Origin of the sequence: Fusibacter ferrireducens (assembly GCF_015352425.1) — a bacterium.
In the GTDB taxonomy this organism is placed as follows: domain Bacteria; phylum Bacillota; class Clostridia; order Peptostreptococcales; family Acidaminobacteraceae; genus Fusibacter_A; species Fusibacter_A ferrireducens.
The window spans coordinates 118317-136952 of sequence record NZ_JADKNH010000009.1; the positions used below are offsets into that span (position 1 = coordinate 118317).

Sequence of the window (18636 nt, forward strand, 5' to 3'; positions counted from 1 at the left end):
ATCATTCTCCTCTATCTTTTGTCCATTTTGGAAGGTACGTAGTCACTTGTCTCCAGAAAATACCTCAACAAGCGTTGCTTCATTTGGACTAAGACTTCCTGATAATTGTTATCATCAATTACATTGCAGGTTTCCATAGGATCTGTTTCCAAATCATATAATTCGTCCATTTCATATAATCGCATGGTATACTTCATATTGCCCATGCGTATCATGGTTGCTTTTGTATGAGTGGGACCTTCATCATGCTGACTGGATATCCGAGGCCAATAGATTGAATCTGGTCCATGTTCAGGTTCCATTGCTTGAATTTCCTCATGAAGCCGTCCACCTTCACAGAACACTGCATCCTTGTGAATTTTTTCTCCTGCCAATACACTTACCAATGATCGCCCAAATTGTTTATATCCCAATTCAATGCCTGTCATATCCGCTACTGTTGCAGGGAGATCTAGCAATTCAACCAATGTATTACTAATGCCTGGCTTGACTAAAAATTGCTTTGCAGGTTTAATCAAAAGTGGAATATTGCTCAGTGGGTCTTCAAAACTATTTTGACATTTCTCCGCAATCCCATAATCACCCGTGTAATCTCCATGATCAGAAAAAACAAAAATGCTTGTTTCATCATAAAGTTTTTTCTCTTTTAACTTATCTGCCAATAACCCAAACTGATGGTCAAACCGAGATGTCATCGCAAGATAAACGGCTCGCATTTCATCATATTGAGCTTCTGTCCAATCCTTCAAGCACTGTTTTTCTCGAATGGATGTCAAGATGCTTGCTTTATTGGTCAATGTTTCAACATCAGGTCGCCTTGGTGGCAGTTTGCTTCTGTCAATGCTGGAAAACCAAGGCTCTTCACAACAATATGGCGGATGCGGAAAGATCAGTGTGCAATAGATAAAAAAAGGTTTTGCATCGGGCTCCTTACGACGTCGTTCAAGATAGTCAAGCGCACTTGTAATACAGTTCCAATCAAAAGAATGTGCACGGTCTTCCTCAACAATTTTACCTAAATAAAAAGAATATTTCTGATTCTTTTCCTTCATAATCTCCGGCATTTCCAAAGAGATATTAAATCTCGGAAATGTCGTGTTGCCATTTTCAGCTTGGCTCTTCTCTATTTGATCAAAACCATCAAAGTACATATCACAATAGTCAGACTTGCTTTTTCCACCTGAAATGACATCATTGCGCCCGATCCATATGACTTCATAGCCGTTCTCTTTCATTACTTTTAAAATATTGGGCTCTTCTTCTCTCTGGAGATAATGCATCGTTCTATGCCCAGTCGTATGCGGATAGAGTCCCGTCAAAAAACTGCATCTAGATGGCACACAAACGGGATTTTGACAATATGCATTTCGAAACGAAACCCCTTCCTCAGCCAATGTGTCCAGATTTGGCGTAATGGAGGCCATGTTGCCCATATGTGCCATAGAATCACAGCGCATTTGATCTGCTACATACCACAAAATATTTGTTTTTTTATTCATATTGTTTTTCTCCCATAATCATTTTAAATCGCATTTCTTTTTAACTCGCATTTCTACTGAATCTATATTTCTATCTATTCGTCTTAACTTTCCAGAGCTTCTTCATCGAGTATTTGCTTATCACAAATCTTGGAAAAAGGCAAATATATAAAAAACTGTATGACTACTATTACCAGTTGCCATAAGCCAGCACGCCACCCGCCTGCAAGAATGCCAGCAAAGACAATCGGTGTGCCTGTTGAAAGTTGTATGCCATTAAGATAAGGCAACACACCAATAACCGTCATAAAATAGGATAGCAAGAAAGCCACAAGCGGCGCCAAAATCATGGGAATTAGAAGCATCACATTGAGTACCAAAGGCGCGCCAAAGACTATGGGTTCACTAATGCCACATAGAGAGGGCAATATGGCGATTTTACCCACTGCTTTAAAGCGTTCGCTCTTGGCAAAGAAAGTCATCAGTATTGTCAAGCCAATAATCCCGCCCGAACCACCTACTTGCGCGAATACAAACCACCATGTATTCATTAATAAATTGGGCATTGCCACGCCATTTGCAAGTGCATCTAAATTTTCAAGGGCAGGTGTCATATAGAGAATAGAAAGAAATGGCATAACCACCATGCCGCCGTGAATCCCGAACCACCATAACAAATTGCATACGATTAACAGGAGCATAAAAGTAAATGGACTTTCAGTAAAAGTACCTAGAGGGGCCCTCAAAACCCCATAGATCATATCATTTAATGTTCCCCATGAAGTGAGCGATACACCCCATCTGATAATGATAAAAACCATCGCTAAGAAAGCACAAGGTAGAATACCTGAAAACCCATTCGCAATCTGAGGTGGGACACCTTCTGGCATCTTTATAACAATGTTTTTCTTGACAAATACATTGTAAATATTGGGCACAATCAGCCCAAGTATAATAGCGGTAAACAAGCCTGGAGCTCCAAAATAAGTGATTTTGATCGCTGATGCAGTCACAACTTTTACACCCTCCTCAGTAACGCCTGTGACACCTGTGGGAATTGTCAATAAAAACATTAGTAAAGTCGTAATCCCCACTATAATGGATTGATCTTTGCATTCCAGTTGATCTGCAAGACTTTTGCCAATTAGAAATACAGCATAAAGTGCAATCATACCAGTCGTATAGGTGCTTATCCAACCGATCATACCCTTAAGTCCTGTACTGATCAAAATAGCCTGATAAGCTGGAATGTTTAGTCCTGCCAATAAAGAGGCAATTGCACCCACCATAACAATCACCAACAAAGCTGAAAATCCCCCGCTAACAGCTTTCAAATACTTGTTTGAAGCAAGTTTAGTCGCTACTGGAATCAACGATCTTTCCATTATTCTTTGAAACTTCTCCATAAAACACCCTCCATTTTTTATTTGATCCTCATTGATTGATGATTTGATTATATTTCAATCTGAACAATTTTTCAACACTTTTTTGAACTATTATTCAAAATACGTATTTTTATTACACTCATGATACGATCAACTTATTTCAACGGTTTATTGTCTTCTTTGAATATTTTCGGATATTATTTTATATATACTTTGGATAATTATTCTGATATAATCCTAATAAAAAGTAAAATAGGAGATAAAAATATTTCATGAATCCAATTGAATTACTTGATCAATATCGACCAAAAATGACAAAATCAGAACGCCTTGCTGCCGACTATATCAGAGATAATCCTATGAAGCTCGTCCGTTTCACACTTACTGATATTGCTAAATTTTCGGGGAGTTCTAATGCTGCAATTATTCGACTCTGTAAAAAATTAGGCTATGATGGTTTTTCTGAGTTTAAATTCTCCATGTCCAAATACTTATTATCGAACATCCCCAGTGCCGAAAACGGCAACACAGATTCGATCACTGAAATAACCAACAATTATATTAAATTCATCTCCCAAATTCCCAATTTTATCAATAAAATTGATATTCAGAATTTGGCAGATTTTATACAAAACGCTAATTACATCACACTGTGGGGCGTCAATAGAACCTATCTCGCTGCGAATCAGCTCTTTAACAGGTTGATGAGGCTTGGGATTCCTTCTAATGCCATATCCGATATTGTGCAAATGTCCGACTATTCCGATATCCTTAAGCAAGGGGATCTCTGTATTCTTTTTTCCATCGCTGGCAAGGGCAGTCGTCTATATCCTGAACTGCTTCAACGCTTAAAAGAACGTGGCTGTACCACCGTTCTTATTACAATGTCTCCAAATTTGAAAGCGATCAGCAAAAACACAGACATCACTATCGTATTGCCCTATATTGGACAAGCTCAAACTCAAAATTTTTATGACGATCAAGCTATATTTTTGATTTTCATTGAAATATTATTATGCGAAGTTGCCCGCTTATCTCAGAAATAAGTAGAAAAGGAGTCTCTTATGCCACCATTGACCGTCATGCTAAAACCCGTTTCCAGTTCGTGCAATCTAAACTGTAGCTATTGCTTTTACAATGATGTGGCTGCTAATAGACTTCAGCCTTCGTATGGACATATGACCTATGATACTTTGGATGTCATCTTGTCAAAGTCTTTTTCTTATGCTTCAGAATGGCTTACGATTGCTTTTCAAGGTGGAGAACCCACCTTAGCTGGACTAGATTTTTATCAAAAAGTGATTGCTTTGGTGAATCAATATAACATAAAACAGCTGCCTATTCATTATTCGATTCAAACCAATGGCTATCTGCTCACAAGTGAATGGGCCTCTTTTTTTCACGACAATCATTTTTTAGTAGGCCTATCCTTGGACGGCATTGCTCAGACTCACAATGCGTATCGCAAAGACAGCTTGGACAAGCCAACATTTGATGAGGTGATGAGGACGGTGGATTCATTCAATCAATATCATGTAGAGTATAATATTCTAACCGTGGTAACAGATGCAATCTCATCTCATATTCATGAGATCTACACTTTTTATCGAAATAGAAACTTTCAGTTTCTTCAATTCATTCCCTGTATCCAACCCTTTGCAGCTTCCACAGACCCACCATTGTTATCCAGCGAGGCCTACGGTCGTTTCCTATGCGCTCTGTTTGACCTTTGGTATGCGGATCTCATGGTTGGTAAGATCATTTCTATTAGACAGTTTGAAAACTACCTCATGCTCTTAAAGGGCTATCCTCCAGAGTCCTGTGATATGACGGGGCATTGCAGTATGCAGTATATTATCGAAGCCAATGGCGATGTTTACCCTTGCGATTTTTATGTTTTAGATGCCTATAAGATTGGCAATATTGCCACGGAATCTTTTGATAGCCTCTTAACACATCCTGTTTCAAATTTATTCTTGAAACAAGGCAGCATCAACCATGCGCTCTGTGCAGATTGCGAATATCATTTGCTTTGTAAAGGTGGCTGTCGTCGCTACAGACAGATGGCTTCATCTCATGAGCCCCACCTCTACTGTGAGGCCTATAAAACTTTTTTTGCACATGCGCTTGATCGAATGAAGGTATTATGTCAAATGATCAGATAGTCCATGAGCAGGGTTCTTTAAGACCGTCCCTTAGGAGCGTCCTTTAAAATCGCCTTTTGAGACAACCCACTATGGCATCCCATGCACTTTAACCCCTTAACTTCATGTCTTTTGGACATAAAAAAAACCGCCTTGAAAACAGGCGGTTCTGAAATACGTATTTGAATTTTTATAAACATTTGTCTCAGTATATCTAATAAGCTCACTTGCGCCAATTTTTGATTCCAATCACAGTGATTGCATATAAAATTGCCACAACGATCAGCTTCATAAATTCTGGTGTTTTTGTCCCAATAAAAATCGTAGTGGGGCCATCTGCACCCCCTATGATCCCTATTGAAGCCGCTTCGTGTTGGCTTAAATCTATCTTTGTTGAAATGGATAATGCTATTTTCAAGAGCCAATTTGACATCAGTAACAGCGTACCAAAGATACCCGAAATAACCGTAACAAATTTCATCCATTTTTTCATAATAAGAACACTCCCTTTCTGTTTCGATTAAAATAGAACCTATTCTTTTAAAATAAAACCTATCTAAAATAACACTTATCTTTAGACCTTAATTTAGACTCATCAAAATATTGAAACCGCTCTTGATGTTTGAAACTGGATAACTTTAAAGTGAAATCCAATATCTGCGCACCCAAATGGTTTCACCCTCTGATTTTTGCTCGCTGACCTTGTTCTCAAAGATCCCACCATTGGATTCAATGGTCTTTGCAGAGGCTTCATTTAGGTCATCACAAGTCAACAGAACACGTTTTAGTGAAGGTTCTGCTACTCTGAGTTGATCCAGCATGAGTTTAAGCATCACGCCTGCAATACCCTTTTGGCGTTTCGAAGCCCTTACGCCATAACCAATATGACCTCCATGTTGCATTAAATGATCATTGAGTTCATGTCTAAAGTGAATAGCGCCAACCGCTTTATGCGCTTCAGTCACTAAGAAATAGAGCGTTGAAGGCACAAAGCCACTAGCTCTCACTGCATCTGTGGTATCATTTTGCCACCTCTTCTGTACAGCATCAAAAGTCATGCCATCACGCCTTGCAGCATAAGGCACGATGACCTCATTGTTATTTTCCCACTCTGAAATATAGTCCATATAAGCGCTTTCACTGATTTCATCAAATTTTATAAGTTTATAAGTCATAATATCCTCCAAACCACCTCTATAGATGTCACTGTATTTATGCGTTTCACGATTTGATTATACTACTGTTCACATACACATAATAGCCTAATGCCTCTATCACCGTTTAATGACACTTGTTTTTACTATCCTAACATTTTGCCTCTATCACGTCTACAGCCATCTCTATGTTGTCATGCAACTGTAAATAAAAGCGTTTCAAAAGATTGGATTTGAACCTTTACGAAAAAACTTCTCAAACAAAAGTAAATTTGTTAATAAAATACACTTTTCCAATAAAAATCTCCCAGCCTCTTAATTTCCCTTTTGCTATACTTTTTTTATATCGTTAGAGTTTCAAAATAAGATTTTAAGGAGCGTTTAGATGTACAGATTCGATACAACTGATCAAGCAATATCCAAATTAGAGGACTCAATCTCATTCGAACTCAAAGATGTTATCAATCTTGAATTCCTTCAACGATTCTTAGATGCCTTTGGAGGTGCTGTGGGTGTGGCAGGACTAGGTACAGACAAAGAAGGTACGCCAATCACCAATCCTACCAATTTTACAGATTTCTGTATGAATCTCAACAGAGGGTGTGAAAAAGGGCTTGCACGTTGTAAGAAAAGCGATGCCTTTGGAGGTGCTGAAAGTGCTAGAACGGGCAAACCTGCTGTTTATTTCTGTGAAAATGGGCTTATGGATTTTGGCGCCCCTATAATTGTAAACGGGCAACAAATGGGGTCCATCTTAGGTGGACAGGTCCTTGCAGATCAACCAGATCCTGATAAATTCATTCAAATTGCCAAAAATATCGGCGTCGATCCTGATGAATATTTAGAAGCCTTGGCAAAAGTACCTATATTACCCGAATCTCAAATTAAAGCTGCCGCCGATTTGCTCTATATTGTGGCTACGGAAATTTCGAACATGGGCTATGAAAAACTGCTTTTATCCAAGATGTTTCACACGTTGGACGATCACATTCAAGAGGCTATGGCCACTTTAGAAGAACTCACTGCCTCTGCTTCAGATGTCACGGAAAATCAAATCAAATTGACTTCTGAAATCCAAACGGTGAGTCATGTTTCTGAACAGATAGACGATGTGATCGGTTCCATCTCAGTGATTGCAAACCAAACGAAAATGTTGGGTCTAAACGCCACAATAGAAGCCGCGCGTGCCAAAGAAGCTGGTCTCGGTTTCGGCGTTGTCGCAAGAGAAATCCAAAAGCTTTCTGAGAGATCCAATGAAACGGTTACAAAGGTAAAATCCTTTACTTCACAAATCAAAAATTCTGTCGATCATACGAATGCCATGGGCAATGCCACTTTAAATGTAACCAAGGAACAAGAACTCGCCATTAGGCGTATTGCTGAAATGCTAGGCGCTATAACGGATATGACGCATGATCTCTCTCAGATTTTAAAATAGCAATTCTTTAAATGACGCCTTGCTCTCCATACAATTACAGTATAAAATTACAGTATAATTAGAAGTAACAATGAAAGGCGCCCACTGAATGTTCTGATCCAGTGGGCGCCTTTTTATAATGGCAAAGCCAATTCATTTCACGATTCTTTTTTCAATCCGTTGACTTGCTCCATATTGGATCAATAATTGTTCTGCATAATCCAAGTGATCCTCTAAAGGGTCTGATGCATCTAGGGAAATGATGTTCATCACAATCTTTTGAGTGGTCTCATTGACAGAGGTTCTCTTAGAATCTGCCGTTGTTGATCCAAATGGTTTTTGAGTATCCTTTAAGATCAACAGGTTTTCCAGATTCATCTCCTGTCCACCTATATTGAGATAGGTCTCCCCTGACCGACCCCTTGTGAAGAGGACTGAACCCTTAATTTGATCATAATCATAGGTGCCCACGGAATTCATGGACTTCACAGAGACCAGATTGGATAAATCGACAATGTTATTGATAAAGTCAACGCCTTCACCTCTTGTGATTCTGCGCATTAATTTTTCACTGGAAACCCTATACTTAGTTGGATCTTTACCTAAAGCACGGTAGCATGATCTGGCTTTAAACACATTGGCGAGCTTGCTAATATCCGCTGTCGTCACTTTGTCTCTGAAGGTCTGAAACTCAGAATGCATCTCTAATCTGAGCAATTCAGAGCTCTCAGTAACAACGACATCGCAAACTAAAACGCCCAGACGAATCTCAGGTAATATAGCCTTGAGATCTGAATCTATTTTGATATCCATCATAACTGTACTCCTCTATTTTAATTCAGCTTTTTTCGAATATTTTCAAGGTATTCAATAAAGGTCTCCACAATATTGGGATCAAATTGAATCCCAGAAACACGTCTGAGCTCCACATAAGCTTCTTCATAGGTCATCGCCTTCCTATAAGTCCGATCACTTGTCATCGCATCAAAAGCATCTACCACAGTGATGATACGCGCTAGATAGGGAATTTCTTCTCCCTTAAGCCCTTTGGGATAACCTTTCCCATCGAAGCTCTCATGATGTGCAAGCACGTGTTCCGCAATTTCACTCATCTCATTCACGGCACTCAGAATCCGGTATCCAATTTCTGGATGCTTTTGCATTTCTGAATACTCTTCTGCTGTTAAGCGGCCTTCTTTATTTAAAATTTTTTCATCGATGGCGATTTTACCTACATCGTGCAATAAACCAATTGTTTTGAGTTCGTTAACCTCTCGATCTGATAATTTCAACGCTTTTCCAAGTTCATAGCTGAGTTCGCTAACACGCATACTGTGCTGTTCTTCTCTCTTGTTCTTCTCGTGTAAAGTATTTACAATGGTGTAAATGGCTTTTCCACGCACGCTAGGACCTTCCGTAAGTTTGCGTTTGTTTAAGTAGTCTTCTGCCGTCTTAAAGACATCTGCAATGGAATCGTTGAGCGTCACCAGCTGAGCATGTCCCAACGAAACCGATATGGACACTTCATCCACTTTGATCTGATTACAACGCGTCAATATCTCATCCGTCAAATGTTCCAACATCTCGTGAGTGCTGTTTGTCACTAACACGGAGAACTCATCGCCACCCATCCGCGCAATAATCTCACCGTGATTACAAATATCCTTTACTTGCATCGCAATTTCATTTAATAAATGGTCCCCAGCTCGATGCCCAAATGCATCATTGATCAATTTTAATCCATTCACATCCATCATGATGATGCCCAGTGGCAAATGCTCTGCCTTTTTGAGTTCAGTGATCTTTTTCTCAAAATAAGCTCTGTTGTAAAGCGTTGTCAAATCATCATGTGTACTGATATAAGCTAGATTTGCCTCTCTTCTCTTGCGCTCGGATATATCGGCATAGACGCCGTAGCCACCAATCATAACGCCTTGATGTGTCATAGGTACGCCCTGAATACTCACATGATGCGGCGTCTTATTTTTACCATATCTCACGGATTCAAATCTAACCATTTCACCGCCAAAGACTTTTTTAGTCAAGGTTTCTGCTTCTCTTCTATAGACGCCATCTGACAAAATCACGTCCAAATCCATACCCACAATTTCATTGATGTTATACCCAAATAATTTTTCAAAGGACTCGTTGATTTCTAAAACTTGATGATCTTGGTCGAACATTACAATTGCATCTTGCGCATTTCTGAAGAGTGCTTCGAAGTTTTGTTTTTGTCTTGTAACTTCTTGTTCAGTTGCCACGAGCTGGCTATAAGTTGCTTCTAGCTCTTCGTTAAGCGCCATCAGTTCATCTCTATCATCATTGAGCGCATTGACTTGTTCAAAGAATTTTTGAAGCATAATATTGATCTTACTCGACAGTTTCCCAAGCGCTTGATTCGAAGACAACACAATCTGTTGATTGGTCTCTCTTTCAAGATCGATGTTCTCCACTTGCTGCTCAAACTCAAAGAGCGGTTTTGTAATAACCGTTCTCAAAATAAAAATAAGGATTACAAAAGTTCCTATGATTGCAGCGCTGAGCATTAAAGAAAAAAATTGAAGTCTTGTCAAGCTATCGCTGTAGTTATTTATCGGTGAGAAAGACATCAGTATCCATCCAAGATCGGTGAACTCGTGATAATGAAAATATCCTTTGACCTTGCCAACCTGTTCTTCTAACATGCCATAGGATTTAACTCTGTCTTCGCGTGTATCATACCAATTCTTCATCAAACCCAAAGTATCTTGAGACTGTTCAAACGAGTCAATGCCAAACATCTTTTCGCCCTTAGCGCTTAACAAATAGGTAACACTTTGACCAAACTTTTCGGAGTCATCCAGCACACTTTTTAGTCTTTCCAACATAATATCGCCTGCAACAACACCTTTTAAATGCCCAAAATCATCATAAACAGGAACAGCTATTGTAACGATCCAAGAATTCTTTATTGCATTTAGAAAAGGATCTGTTATCACTATATGCTCTGCTTTTGCAGCTTCTTCATACCAAGGTGTCTCTCTCAGATCAAAGTTTGACGGTGGTATAAAACTGCTTGTGCTTATCAATTTGTTATCCATTGTACCATAATACATTGACGAAAAAAGATCATGCTTATCAAGCTTATCTTCTAACATTTCTAAAATAAGCTCAGAATCTGTTAAATTCGCCTTTATGTAGTCACTTGCTGTAAACAACACTTTTTCATTTTCGACGATCCATTCATTGACTTGATGATCCATAATATCCACAGAGAGCATCGCATTTCGCTTAACTTCCTCTGAAAGAACAACACCTGCATCTTTAAATTGCAAATTTACAAACACAAGTACTAAGAGCAATAAAAGGACATATATAAAGTTAATACCTCTAATAATACGATTCATACCATTGCCTCTCTGTCGTTCTATATATAAAATTATTAAGATCTTACAATATTTATCTTATCATATATGTACTATACTTTACAACGAAATACATAAGGATAATAATGTTAATTCCAATAAAAAAGGTCTCAACCACAGCATTCTTAAGATGGCTGTGATTGAGACCTCTTTATAGGTTATTATTATTTTTACTAGAGTCCTTAATCCATTGCTTAATTGACTTAACGCCCTAATGAGTTCCTCTATTTGTTGCTCCATTGCTTGTTCAATTGCTTATTCAATTGCTTGCGCGTTCCCTATGCCAATGTCATAGGTAGGGTCACTATAAACTCAGTCCCTTTGTTGACTTCGCTTTGGACATCTATCTTGCCCCCATGCATCTCAACAATTTTCAGTACAATGGCCAATCCGAGACCGTTGCCTTCTGATTTTCGATCTCTGGACGCATCTGCTTTATAGAACCGTTCGAAAATATGTTCAACCTCTATCGGTTCTAAACCAATTCCATTGTCTCTTACATGAACTGAAACCGCAGATTCAGACACTTGAATTTGTATCTCAATCTTACCGTTTTCAGGAGTGAATTTTATGCTGTTACTGAGAAGATTCAACCACACTTGATCCATTAAGGCCTCATCTGCCGTCCAATAGGTTGTCTCTAAATCCATGTTAAGTGCAATCGATTTTGCCAGCCATTGTGGTTCACTCGACAGGATCACGCGTCTCAATTGCTTGTCTAATCGATAGCGCTTTGAATTAAAAGGATGCTGCTCAGAATCCAAAGAAGCCAATTTAAGTAAGTTATCACTTAGTTTAGATAATCTCTTGCTTTCACTTTCAATAATTTTAAGATAATGCAATGATTCTTCACGGCTTAGAACATCCCTTTGAAGCACTTGAGCAAATCCGTTGATGGATGTCAATGGTGATTGAATTTCATGTGAGACATCTGCAATAAATGCCTGTCGCATTTTCTCCAGCTTTTCAAGGCCTTCTGCCATTTCATTCACATTTTGGGCAAGTTCTCTATATGGATGTTGCTCTCCGACATCAATACTGACTTTATAGTTCCCTTTTGCAATTTGTTCAAGTGCTTCCGTAAACGGCTTAAAGACATCCACGCGCTTCTTTTTTCTTTCTTTTGCATTTAACCCATGATATGCGATAGCCGTAAACCAAAATAGAAAAATGCCTAATATGCTGTTGATCACTTGTATCCAAACGCCCTGTAAATGCACATGATACATTTCAAATAGAAAGTCTGTTATAAAATAAGCCAATGCCCAGAATATTCCCAGAAAAATTAGAAGTATACAAGTTCTCAAGAAGAGTACCTTTCTATTGTGGAGATGTTGCTCCTGCTCATGTATGGTGGGATCATCCATTTATATCACCTCCAGCCGATAACCTAAGCCTCTAATCGTCGTGATCTTGAATCCGGATTTGACTACATCAAACCGCTCTCTTAATCGTTTAATATGGACATCCACTGTGCGCTCATCACCTTCATAATCATAACCCCATATTTGTTCAATGAGTTGATCTCTTGAAAGCGTTTTACCAACATAGCTTCCCAGCATAAATAGAAGTTCAAATTCCTTCATGGGCAACGTCATTTTTTCACCTTGAAAAGTCGCTTCAAAAGTAGTTGCATTTAACTCTAGTTCCCCCAACTGAACCGTTTGCGATACAGAAATTCGATAGCGCTTTAAAAGTGCTTTCACACGCATTACAAGTTCTAAGGGTTCAAATGGCTTGACCAAATAGTCATCTGTGCCCAATTCAAATCCCTTGATCTTTTGCATCGTTTCACCCATGGCCGTCAACATGAGTATTGGCACATCTGAAACCGATTTTAAAGTCTCGCAGAGTTCCCATCCATTCATCTTCGGCATCATTATATCTAAAATATAGAGATCGACTTTAATCGATTCACTCTTTAAAAGCGCCGCCTCACCATCTGTAGCCTCCACAATGTCAAAACCTTCCCTTTCAAGAAAATTTCTCACTAGGATTCTTATATTAGGATCATCATCCACAATCATTATCTTTGTCATTCTGCGATTCCTTTCCTCTTAACTTACCAGCGAATCCTCCAACATCAATGGTATCGACTCCAGTGTCTGTTGATTCAATCTCAACTGCTGCGTTGCAAACTTTCTGTATAGAGCATGTGTCGCCAAGAGTTTTTCATGTGTCCCGCAACCTGTAACACGACCTTTATCTATGAAAATAATCTTTGAAGCATCCACAATTGTAGACATTCTATGTGCAATCACCAGCGTTGTTCTGCCATACATTAAATTGTTGAGTGCTTTTTGTACCACAACTTCTGAATGACTATCTAAACTCGAAGTTGCCTCATCCAGCAAAAGAATTTGAGGTTTTCTGAGCAATGCTCTGGCAATTGCAATACGCTGTCTTTGTCCTCCAGATAATTTGACACCTCTTTCTCCCACCTGAGTTTCAAATCCTTCTGGAAGCGCTTGGATAAACTCATCTGCATAAGCCATTTTTACCGCTTCATTTAACGCTTCATCTGATATTGGCTCGTCGAGACCATAACATATATTTTCTCTGATCGTCCCAGAGATTAAAGGACTCTCTTGAGAAACATAGCCAATTTTGCGTCTCCACGACTTCAGATTCACAGTGGTTGAATCCACATGCCCTAATTTGATCGTCCCAACCTGCGGCTGATAAAATCTTTCAATTAAAGAGAATAGCGTGGTTTTACCGCTGCCACTAGGCCCGACAATTGCAGTGATTTCACCTGACTCTGCCACAATGTTGATGTCTTCTAGGATCATTTCTTCTGGCTTGTAACCAAATGTCACATTTTCAAGTACAATTGGGAATTGATCGCCGCCAAGTGCAAGACCCGCATTATGATCCTCTTCCTCAAATTCAAAAGTATGCATAATACGTTCTGTTGCACCCAGTGTCTTTTGTAGTTGCGTAAAAAATGTCGTCACTTGTCCTAGTGGTATAATAACTTGAATCAAATACAGTATAAACGCAACTAAATCGCCTGCTGTTAATGCCCCTGAAGAAACACGCATGCCACCATAACCTATGATGAGGACAAGTATTGCCATCATTACAAGTGACATTAAGGGTGAAATCAAAGCTTGTATTTTAGATTCCTTAAGTCCAAATGACATTAAATTAGAGATGCCCAAAGCACCTTTTTCATATTCATTTTTCTCCGCACTTGAAGCTTTAACCAATCTTATTTCAGATAACACCTGACTTAAAATAGCCGTAAAAGAAGCCGTTTCATCCTGAGTCGCTTTAGAAATTTTATGAATTTGTCGCCCAAGCGGCACAACAACCAGCAATACAAGTGGTACCGCAACAAGCATGGTTAATGTCATTTCCCAGTCCAAAACCAACAAAATCACCATTGAGCCAACAATAGAAATAATGCCGTTAAAGAAACTCGTCGAGTACTCGGTGATCAGATTCTTCACAATCATCGTGTCATTCGTCATTCGGCTAATGGTTTCACCCGTTTCATTTGCATCATAGTATTCAACAGGCAATTTCAGCAGTTTTCTCCAGAGTTTATCCCTTATACCCGCAACAATTTTTTGCCCTACATAGTTCAGCATATAAATGGATAGTCCACCAGCCAGTGCTTGTATTATAAACATACTTACCAGCATTGCAATTTGAACGTTTGTTATATTGGCCACCGAAAAGCTATTGACCAAGTTTTTTGTAAATAGCGGCACCACCAAACTTGCGAGTGTTTTAGTGATACTCATCACCACAGCAATGGTAAATACAACCATTGGTGGTTTTGTTTCCTTCATCATTTTAAAGAGTAGCTTCCAGCTGCCCTTTTTAATTTCATTTTCATCTCGTTTTTTCATATAGTTCTCCTTTCACATCGTTTCATGTGTATCATAGAGGCTCTATATGAACTGAATATGAACTCACATCATGCCATTTTAATCGGGTCTTGCACACTCCAAATCCAAAAACACAGCGACAAGCTGAGGCGAAAACTGAGTGCCACTGTTTTTTATTAATTCAAGCCTTGCATTTTCAAGTGTCAAGGCTCTCCGATAAGTTCTGTCTGATCTCATGACATCCCAAGCATCTGCAATGGCAATAATTTGAGATGCCAACGGGATTTCATCTCCCTTTAATCCATTTGGGTAGCCTGTGCCATCAAATTTTTCATGATGATGCTTGATAATAATGGCGATTTCCTTAAGCGTCTCCGCATTTTTCGTCATTTCATATCCATGATTGGTATGGCCCTTGATGATTTCATATTCTTCCCTATTTAATCGAGCAGGTTTGTTCAGTAGTTCTTTATTAATGTGAATCTTCCCAATATCATGGATGAGCCCTGCCCAATAGATTTCATTTTGACGTGCAAGGTCAAACCCCAACGCTTTAGCCAAGCTTACGGCGATCAGTGCCACACTCTCAGAATGTCCCTTCGTGTACTCATCGTAATATTCCAAGACTGTTGCCAGCAGTAGAGCAACTTCTTTCACCATAGATCTCTCAGAATTTAAAAGCGCCTCTGTTTTTTCATTGACCTTTTTTTCAAGTTCTTGCTGATGCTCGTATAGTTTACAGTTAATGCGATAATTCGACATCGATTGATTATAGAACAGATAATTCATATATAGAATCATCGCATAAAAAATACTTACGGACACTAGGATTACAATTATATTTTCATCAACGCGCTTCAAAAAAGGGGTCATAAAGATCAGACCGCAAAAATCAACTACAAAGTAGATCAACCAGTATTGCCATTTCATTTGAATGACAGCACCGGTTACTACAAACACAATGACAAAATCAAAATAGGAGATAACACTTTCCGGTTTATATCCCATCATCAGTGTCCCCCAAATCAAGAGGCAACATACCGTCATATTTTGAAATAATCGTATCCGTTTTTCTTCTCTTTCAACCACGCCCAGCTGAATCCCCAAAAAGGCTATCAAGCAATATGTAAAGAGGAAACCGTTGATCCATTTGACTTCCAACAAGTCATCAATCCAAAATGAAACCAACAACATCAAGAAAGAAGCGCCCAGTATAAATGGCAGCAAGCGCATAAGTCTCTCTTCATTATCATCTCTAAGACTTTGTTCAAATCTTTCAGTTTCCATATGACCACATCCTTGGCTCATATATACCCAATCTATTTTCATTTATATTATAGGATGTGCATTTTTTCTTTAAATTGGTTTACATTACTTCGACTCACTGGAATTTGAAGATCAAAACCTCTAAGCTTCACCATATAAGTATTATTAAACCAAGGCTCTATCGTATCTACATAATCCAAATTGATAATATAAGCCCTATGGCACCTAAAAAAATTACTGTAAAGAATGTCTTCAATTTCAGAGAGCGTTTTCTTACAAGTATACTTGCCCTTTACTGTTATAAAATGAGTGGTCCTATCTTCGAAGAAAATACAAGCAATCTCACTGTATTTTACGGGCTTTAAAACGCCGTTGCTGTAAAAAGACATCACTTTTAAATGTTTTTTAATGCTCTGAACGGCATCTTTAACATGATCTGTGCTCGTTGCTGCCGATTCAGTCATTTCATCACATTCAGATGCTATCAGTCTGCGAACTGTGTTTTCAAAGCGTTTTTCTGAAACCGGCTTTAACAAATAATCCACCGCATTAAACTCAAACGCTTTTATGGCATAAGCTTCGTATGCCGTTACAAAAACAATTCGAGTTGGAATATTGTTTTTTAAAATATAATCTGCCACAAGTATCCCCGATACCTGAGGCATATCGATGTCTAAAAATACAGCATCGTATTCATTTTGACCCATTGAACCAACAAAAGACAAACCATCATTATAAGTAGCAACTACTTCGAGCCCTGGATACTTTGAAATCAAATAAGAAAGTTCATCCACTGCAGGCATCTCATCATCGACAATAGCACATCTCATTTTCAATCCCCCTTTACTCAAAAACACACCTATTCAACTGGAAACGTAATGCTTACACAAGTGCCTTGTCCCACTTGACTGTCTATTTTAAACGCACCTTTTGGACCGTAATGCTTTTCTATTCTTTGCATGACATTTACAAATCCGATGGATTCTGAGAGTTCACCACTTAATATCGTATTCAACTTTTCTTTTCCAATGCCAACCCCATCATCAAGCACTTGGATCTTCACGAACGCTTCTTGGTCCGCATTTGTGAAATTATGGATTAGAACTTTAATATTGCCACCTTCTGGCTTCTGCAAGATGCCATGTAATACTGCATTTTCCACAATAGGTTGGATTAAGAGCGGCAATATTCTCGTAGATTGATCCACACTAATTTCATACTGCACTTGAATCTTCTCTCCAAACCGCGCTTTGCAAACGCTGATATATTTTTCAACATGTACCAATTCATCCCGAATGGCAATTTCCCCTTTCAGCGATTGCATATTCTTCCTAAAGAATTCACTTAAATCCAAGAGCACTTCTCGTGCCTTTTGTGGATCTGTCCTGATCAATGAAATCACCACGTTCAAACTGTTAAAGAGGAAGTGAGGATTGATTTGCGCTTGTAATGCTTTGATTTCTGCATTGAGCGCAAGTTTGGACTGTCTTTCCAAATCCGTAATCCAAAGCTGTGTTGAAAGAATGTTCGAGAGCCCCTTTGCAATTTCAATATCCAAATCGGAAATGACATCTTTTGTCCTATAAAATTTTAAAGTCCCCTTGATGACGTCACCTTCCCAAATTGGCACAATGACTGCTGAACTCAGGTGGCACTTTCTATTGGGACAACCAATGGTTTCCTTATTTTGTGCTACTTTGACTTCTCCTGATTTTAAAACAATTTTAGTCAATTGAGTCATAATGGTCATCCCAACTTTATGATGATCACTTGCAGCACCCACATGTGCCAAAACCTCTGTTGTATTGGTAATGGCAATGGCCTCAAAATCCGTCGCACTCAAGATTTGTCTTGCAGTTAATTTAGCGGACTCCCTGTTCAATCCTTCTCTCAAAGACTGAGTGGTTTTATCTGCAAGCAGAAGCGCCTGTCTTGCACGATATTTTGCTTGAATACCACTTAATGATTGAATGTTGCTAATAATACTCACAAAGAGTGCAATCCCGCAAGAGTTGACTAATATCATTGGAAAACTAATGACTAACATGAGGTCCATAGCATCTTCAAAGGGTTTGGCAACTAGGATCAAAATCAACATCTGAAGTGATTCTAAGAGTACGCCCACCACAAGTGCATACGGAATCTTATATGATGACGCTCTGAATCGCTTACTCAAAGCACCAGCCACTATGCCCTCCGTACAGGTTGAAATCCCACAAGCAAGTGCTGTAAATCCCCCTATGTCGATCAAAAATCTATGACCGCCTGCAAGGATGCCTGCTATCAATCCCACTAATGGTCCGCCCAACAGACCGCCAACTGCAACACCAATCACTCTTGTATTCACAATTGCGCCTTGATATTTTATCCCTGAATAAGTCCCCACGATACTGAGAAGCGCAAAAATAATACCCATCGTAATTTTTTCTGGAATCGTCATTTCTTTTTTTGCGATAATATTTTTGAAAGCACGCGTCCTTGAAAAAACAAGCCCAATCATGATGATCAATCCAACACGATACACCAACTGAATTAAAAGTTCTAACATA

At 38.9% G+C, this 18636-nt stretch carries 15 protein-coding genes; 3 read left to right on the forward strand and 12 right to left on the reverse strand.

Annotated elements, in window-relative coordinates; translation table 11 throughout:
• Positions 1 to 11 precede the first annotated feature (11 nt).
• Both ISU02_RS15225 and ISU02_RS15230 read right to left on the reverse strand, forming a co-directional pair.
• A complete protein-coding gene (locus tag ISU02_RS15225; protein WP_194702694.1) occupies positions 12 to 1499 on the reverse strand; it encodes a sulfatase-like hydrolase/transferase in 1488 nt (495 codons plus the stop codon).
• Positions 1500 to 1582: 83 nt separating this feature from the next.
• Positions 1583 to 2884, reverse strand: coding sequence for a PTS sugar transporter subunit IIC (locus ISU02_RS15230; protein WP_194702695.1), 1302 nt, complete (start codon positions 2882 to 2884; stop codon positions 1583 to 1585).
• Between the two features lie 251 nt (positions 2885 to 3135).
• Here ISU02_RS15230 and ISU02_RS15235 point away from each other — a divergent pair, with 251 nt between their 5' ends.
• Both ISU02_RS15235 and ISU02_RS15240 read left to right on the forward strand, forming a co-directional pair.
• The gene (locus ISU02_RS15235) at positions 3136 to 3909 is read left to right on the forward strand and encodes a MurR/RpiR family transcriptional regulator (protein ID WP_194702696.1); all 774 of its coding nucleotides are present in this window, start codon (positions 3136 to 3138) and stop codon (positions 3907 to 3909) included.
• Positions 3910 to 3927: 18 nt separating this feature from the next.
• Positions 3928 to 5028, forward strand: a complete 1101-nt coding sequence (locus ISU02_RS15240) for an anaerobic sulfatase maturase (protein ID WP_194702697.1) — start codon at positions 3928 to 3930, stop codon at positions 5026 to 5028.
• A 202-nt stretch (positions 5029 to 5230) separates the two neighbouring features.
• Here the strand turns inward: ISU02_RS15240 and ISU02_RS15250 are convergent, their stop codons facing one another.
• Both ISU02_RS15250 and ISU02_RS15255 read right to left on the reverse strand, forming a co-directional pair.
• A complete protein-coding gene (locus ISU02_RS15250; RefSeq protein WP_194702699.1) occupies positions 5231 to 5500 on the reverse strand; it encodes a sodium ion-translocating decarboxylase subunit beta in 270 nt (89 codons plus the stop codon).
• Positions 5501 to 5645: 145 nt separating this feature from the next.
• Positions 5646 to 6182, reverse strand: a complete 537-nt coding sequence (locus ISU02_RS15255) for a GNAT family N-acetyltransferase (RefSeq protein WP_194702700.1) — start codon at positions 6180 to 6182, stop codon at positions 5646 to 5648.
• A 364-nt stretch (positions 6183 to 6546) separates the two neighbouring features.
• Between ISU02_RS15255 and ISU02_RS15260 the strand changes: the two genes are divergently transcribed.
• The gene (locus ISU02_RS15260) at positions 6547 to 7599 is read left to right on the forward strand and encodes a PocR ligand-binding domain-containing protein (protein WP_194702701.1); all 1053 of its coding nucleotides are present in this window, start codon (positions 6547 to 6549) and stop codon (positions 7597 to 7599) included.
• 132 nt (positions 7600 to 7731) lie between these two features.
• On the opposite strand, the gene ISU02_RS15265 is transcribed toward ISU02_RS15260, so the two are convergent.
• The 8 genes from ISU02_RS15265 to ISU02_RS15300 form a co-directional block, all read right to left on the reverse strand.
• On the reverse strand, positions 7732 to 8394 hold the full coding sequence (locus ISU02_RS15265; RefSeq protein WP_194702702.1) for a B3/B4 domain-containing protein: 663 nt from the start codon (positions 8392 to 8394) through the stop codon (positions 7732 to 7734).
• 17 nt (positions 8395 to 8411) lie between these two features.
• Positions 8412 to 10964: an HD domain-containing phosphohydrolase gene (locus ISU02_RS15270; protein WP_194702703.1), complete on the reverse strand. Its 2553-nt coding sequence runs from the start codon at positions 10962 to 10964 to the stop codon at positions 8412 to 8414.
• Positions 10965 to 11260: 296 nt separating this feature from the next.
• On the reverse strand, positions 11261 to 12349 hold the full coding sequence (locus tag ISU02_RS15275) for a sensor histidine kinase (protein ID WP_194702704.1): 1089 nt from the start codon (positions 12347 to 12349) through the stop codon (positions 11261 to 11263).
• Positions 12350 to 13021: a response regulator transcription factor gene (locus tag ISU02_RS15280; protein ID WP_194702705.1), complete on the reverse strand. Its 672-nt coding sequence runs from the start codon at positions 13019 to 13021 to the stop codon at positions 12350 to 12352.
• Positions 13022 to 13039: 18 nt separating this feature from the next.
• Positions 13040 to 14842, reverse strand: coding sequence for an ABC transporter ATP-binding protein (locus ISU02_RS15285; RefSeq protein ID WP_194702706.1), 1803 nt, complete (start codon positions 14840 to 14842; stop codon positions 13040 to 13042).
• Between the two features lie 78 nt (positions 14843 to 14920).
• Positions 14921 to 16108, reverse strand: a complete 1188-nt coding sequence (locus tag ISU02_RS15290) for an HD-GYP domain-containing protein (protein ID WP_194702707.1) — start codon at positions 16106 to 16108, stop codon at positions 14921 to 14923.
• A 47-nt stretch (positions 16109 to 16155) separates the two neighbouring features.
• Positions 16156 to 16917, reverse strand: a complete 762-nt coding sequence (locus tag ISU02_RS15295) for a LytR/AlgR family response regulator transcription factor (RefSeq protein WP_194702708.1) — start codon at positions 16915 to 16917, stop codon at positions 16156 to 16158.
• Between the two features lie 29 nt (positions 16918 to 16946).
• The gene (locus ISU02_RS15300) at positions 16947 to 18635 is read right to left on the reverse strand and encodes a LytS/YhcK type 5TM receptor domain-containing protein (RefSeq protein ID WP_194702709.1); all 1689 of its coding nucleotides are present in this window, start codon (positions 18633 to 18635) and stop codon (positions 16947 to 16949) included.
• Position 18636: the final 1 nt, after the last annotated feature.

Bases quoted from the DNA above. Each gene is read 5' to 3' on its own strand.
- ISU02_RS15275 (WP_194702704.1), bottom strand. From the start codon at position 12,349: ATGGATGATCCCACCATACATGAGCAGGAGCAACATCTCCACAATAGA.
- ISU02_RS15270 (WP_194702703.1), bottom strand. From the start codon at position 10,964: ATGAATCGTATTATTAGAGGTATTAACTTTATATATGTCCTTTTATTG.
- ISU02_RS15250 (WP_194702699.1), bottom strand. From the start codon at position 5,500: ATGAAAAAATGGATGAAATTTGTTACGGTTATTTCGGGTATCTTTGGT.
- ISU02_RS15230 (WP_194702695.1), bottom strand. From the start codon at position 2,884: ATGGAGAAGTTTCAAAGAATAATGGAAAGATCGTTGATTCCAGTAGCG.
- ISU02_RS15235 (WP_194702696.1), top strand. From the start codon at position 3,136: ATGAATCCAATTGAATTACTTGATCAATATCGACCAAAAATGACAAAA.
- ISU02_RS15240 (WP_194702697.1), top strand. From the start codon at position 3,928: ATGCCACCATTGACCGTCATGCTAAAACCCGTTTCCAGTTCGTGCAAT.
- ISU02_RS15280 (WP_194702705.1), bottom strand. From the start codon at position 13,021: ATGACAAAGATAATGATTGTGGATGATGATCCTAATATAAGAATCCTA.
- ISU02_RS15225 (WP_194702694.1), bottom strand. From the start codon at position 1,499: ATGAATAAAAAAACAAATATTTTGTGGTATGTAGCAGATCAAATGCGC.
- ISU02_RS15255 (WP_194702700.1), bottom strand. From the start codon at position 6,182: ATGACTTATAAACTTATAAAATTTGATGAAATCAGTGAAAGCGCTTAT.
- ISU02_RS15290 (WP_194702707.1), bottom strand. From the start codon at position 16,108: ATGGAAACTGAAAGATTTGAACAAAGTCTTAGAGATGATAATGAAGAG.
- ISU02_RS15300 (WP_194702709.1), bottom strand. From the start codon at position 18,635: ATGTTAGAACTTTTAATTCAGTTGGTGTATCGTGTTGGATTGATCATC.
- ISU02_RS15295 (WP_194702708.1), bottom strand. From the start codon at position 16,917: ATGAGATGTGCTATTGTCGATGATGAGATGCCTGCAGTGGATGAACTT.
- ISU02_RS15265 (WP_194702702.1), bottom strand. From the start codon at position 8,394: ATGATGGATATCAAAATAGATTCAGATCTCAAGGCTATATTACCTGAG.
- ISU02_RS15285 (WP_194702706.1), bottom strand. From the start codon at position 14,842: ATGAAAAAACGAGATGAAAATGAAATTAAAAAGGGCAGCTGGAAGCTA.
- ISU02_RS15260 (WP_194702701.1), top strand. From the start codon at position 6,547: ATGTACAGATTCGATACAACTGATCAAGCAATATCCAAATTAGAGGAC.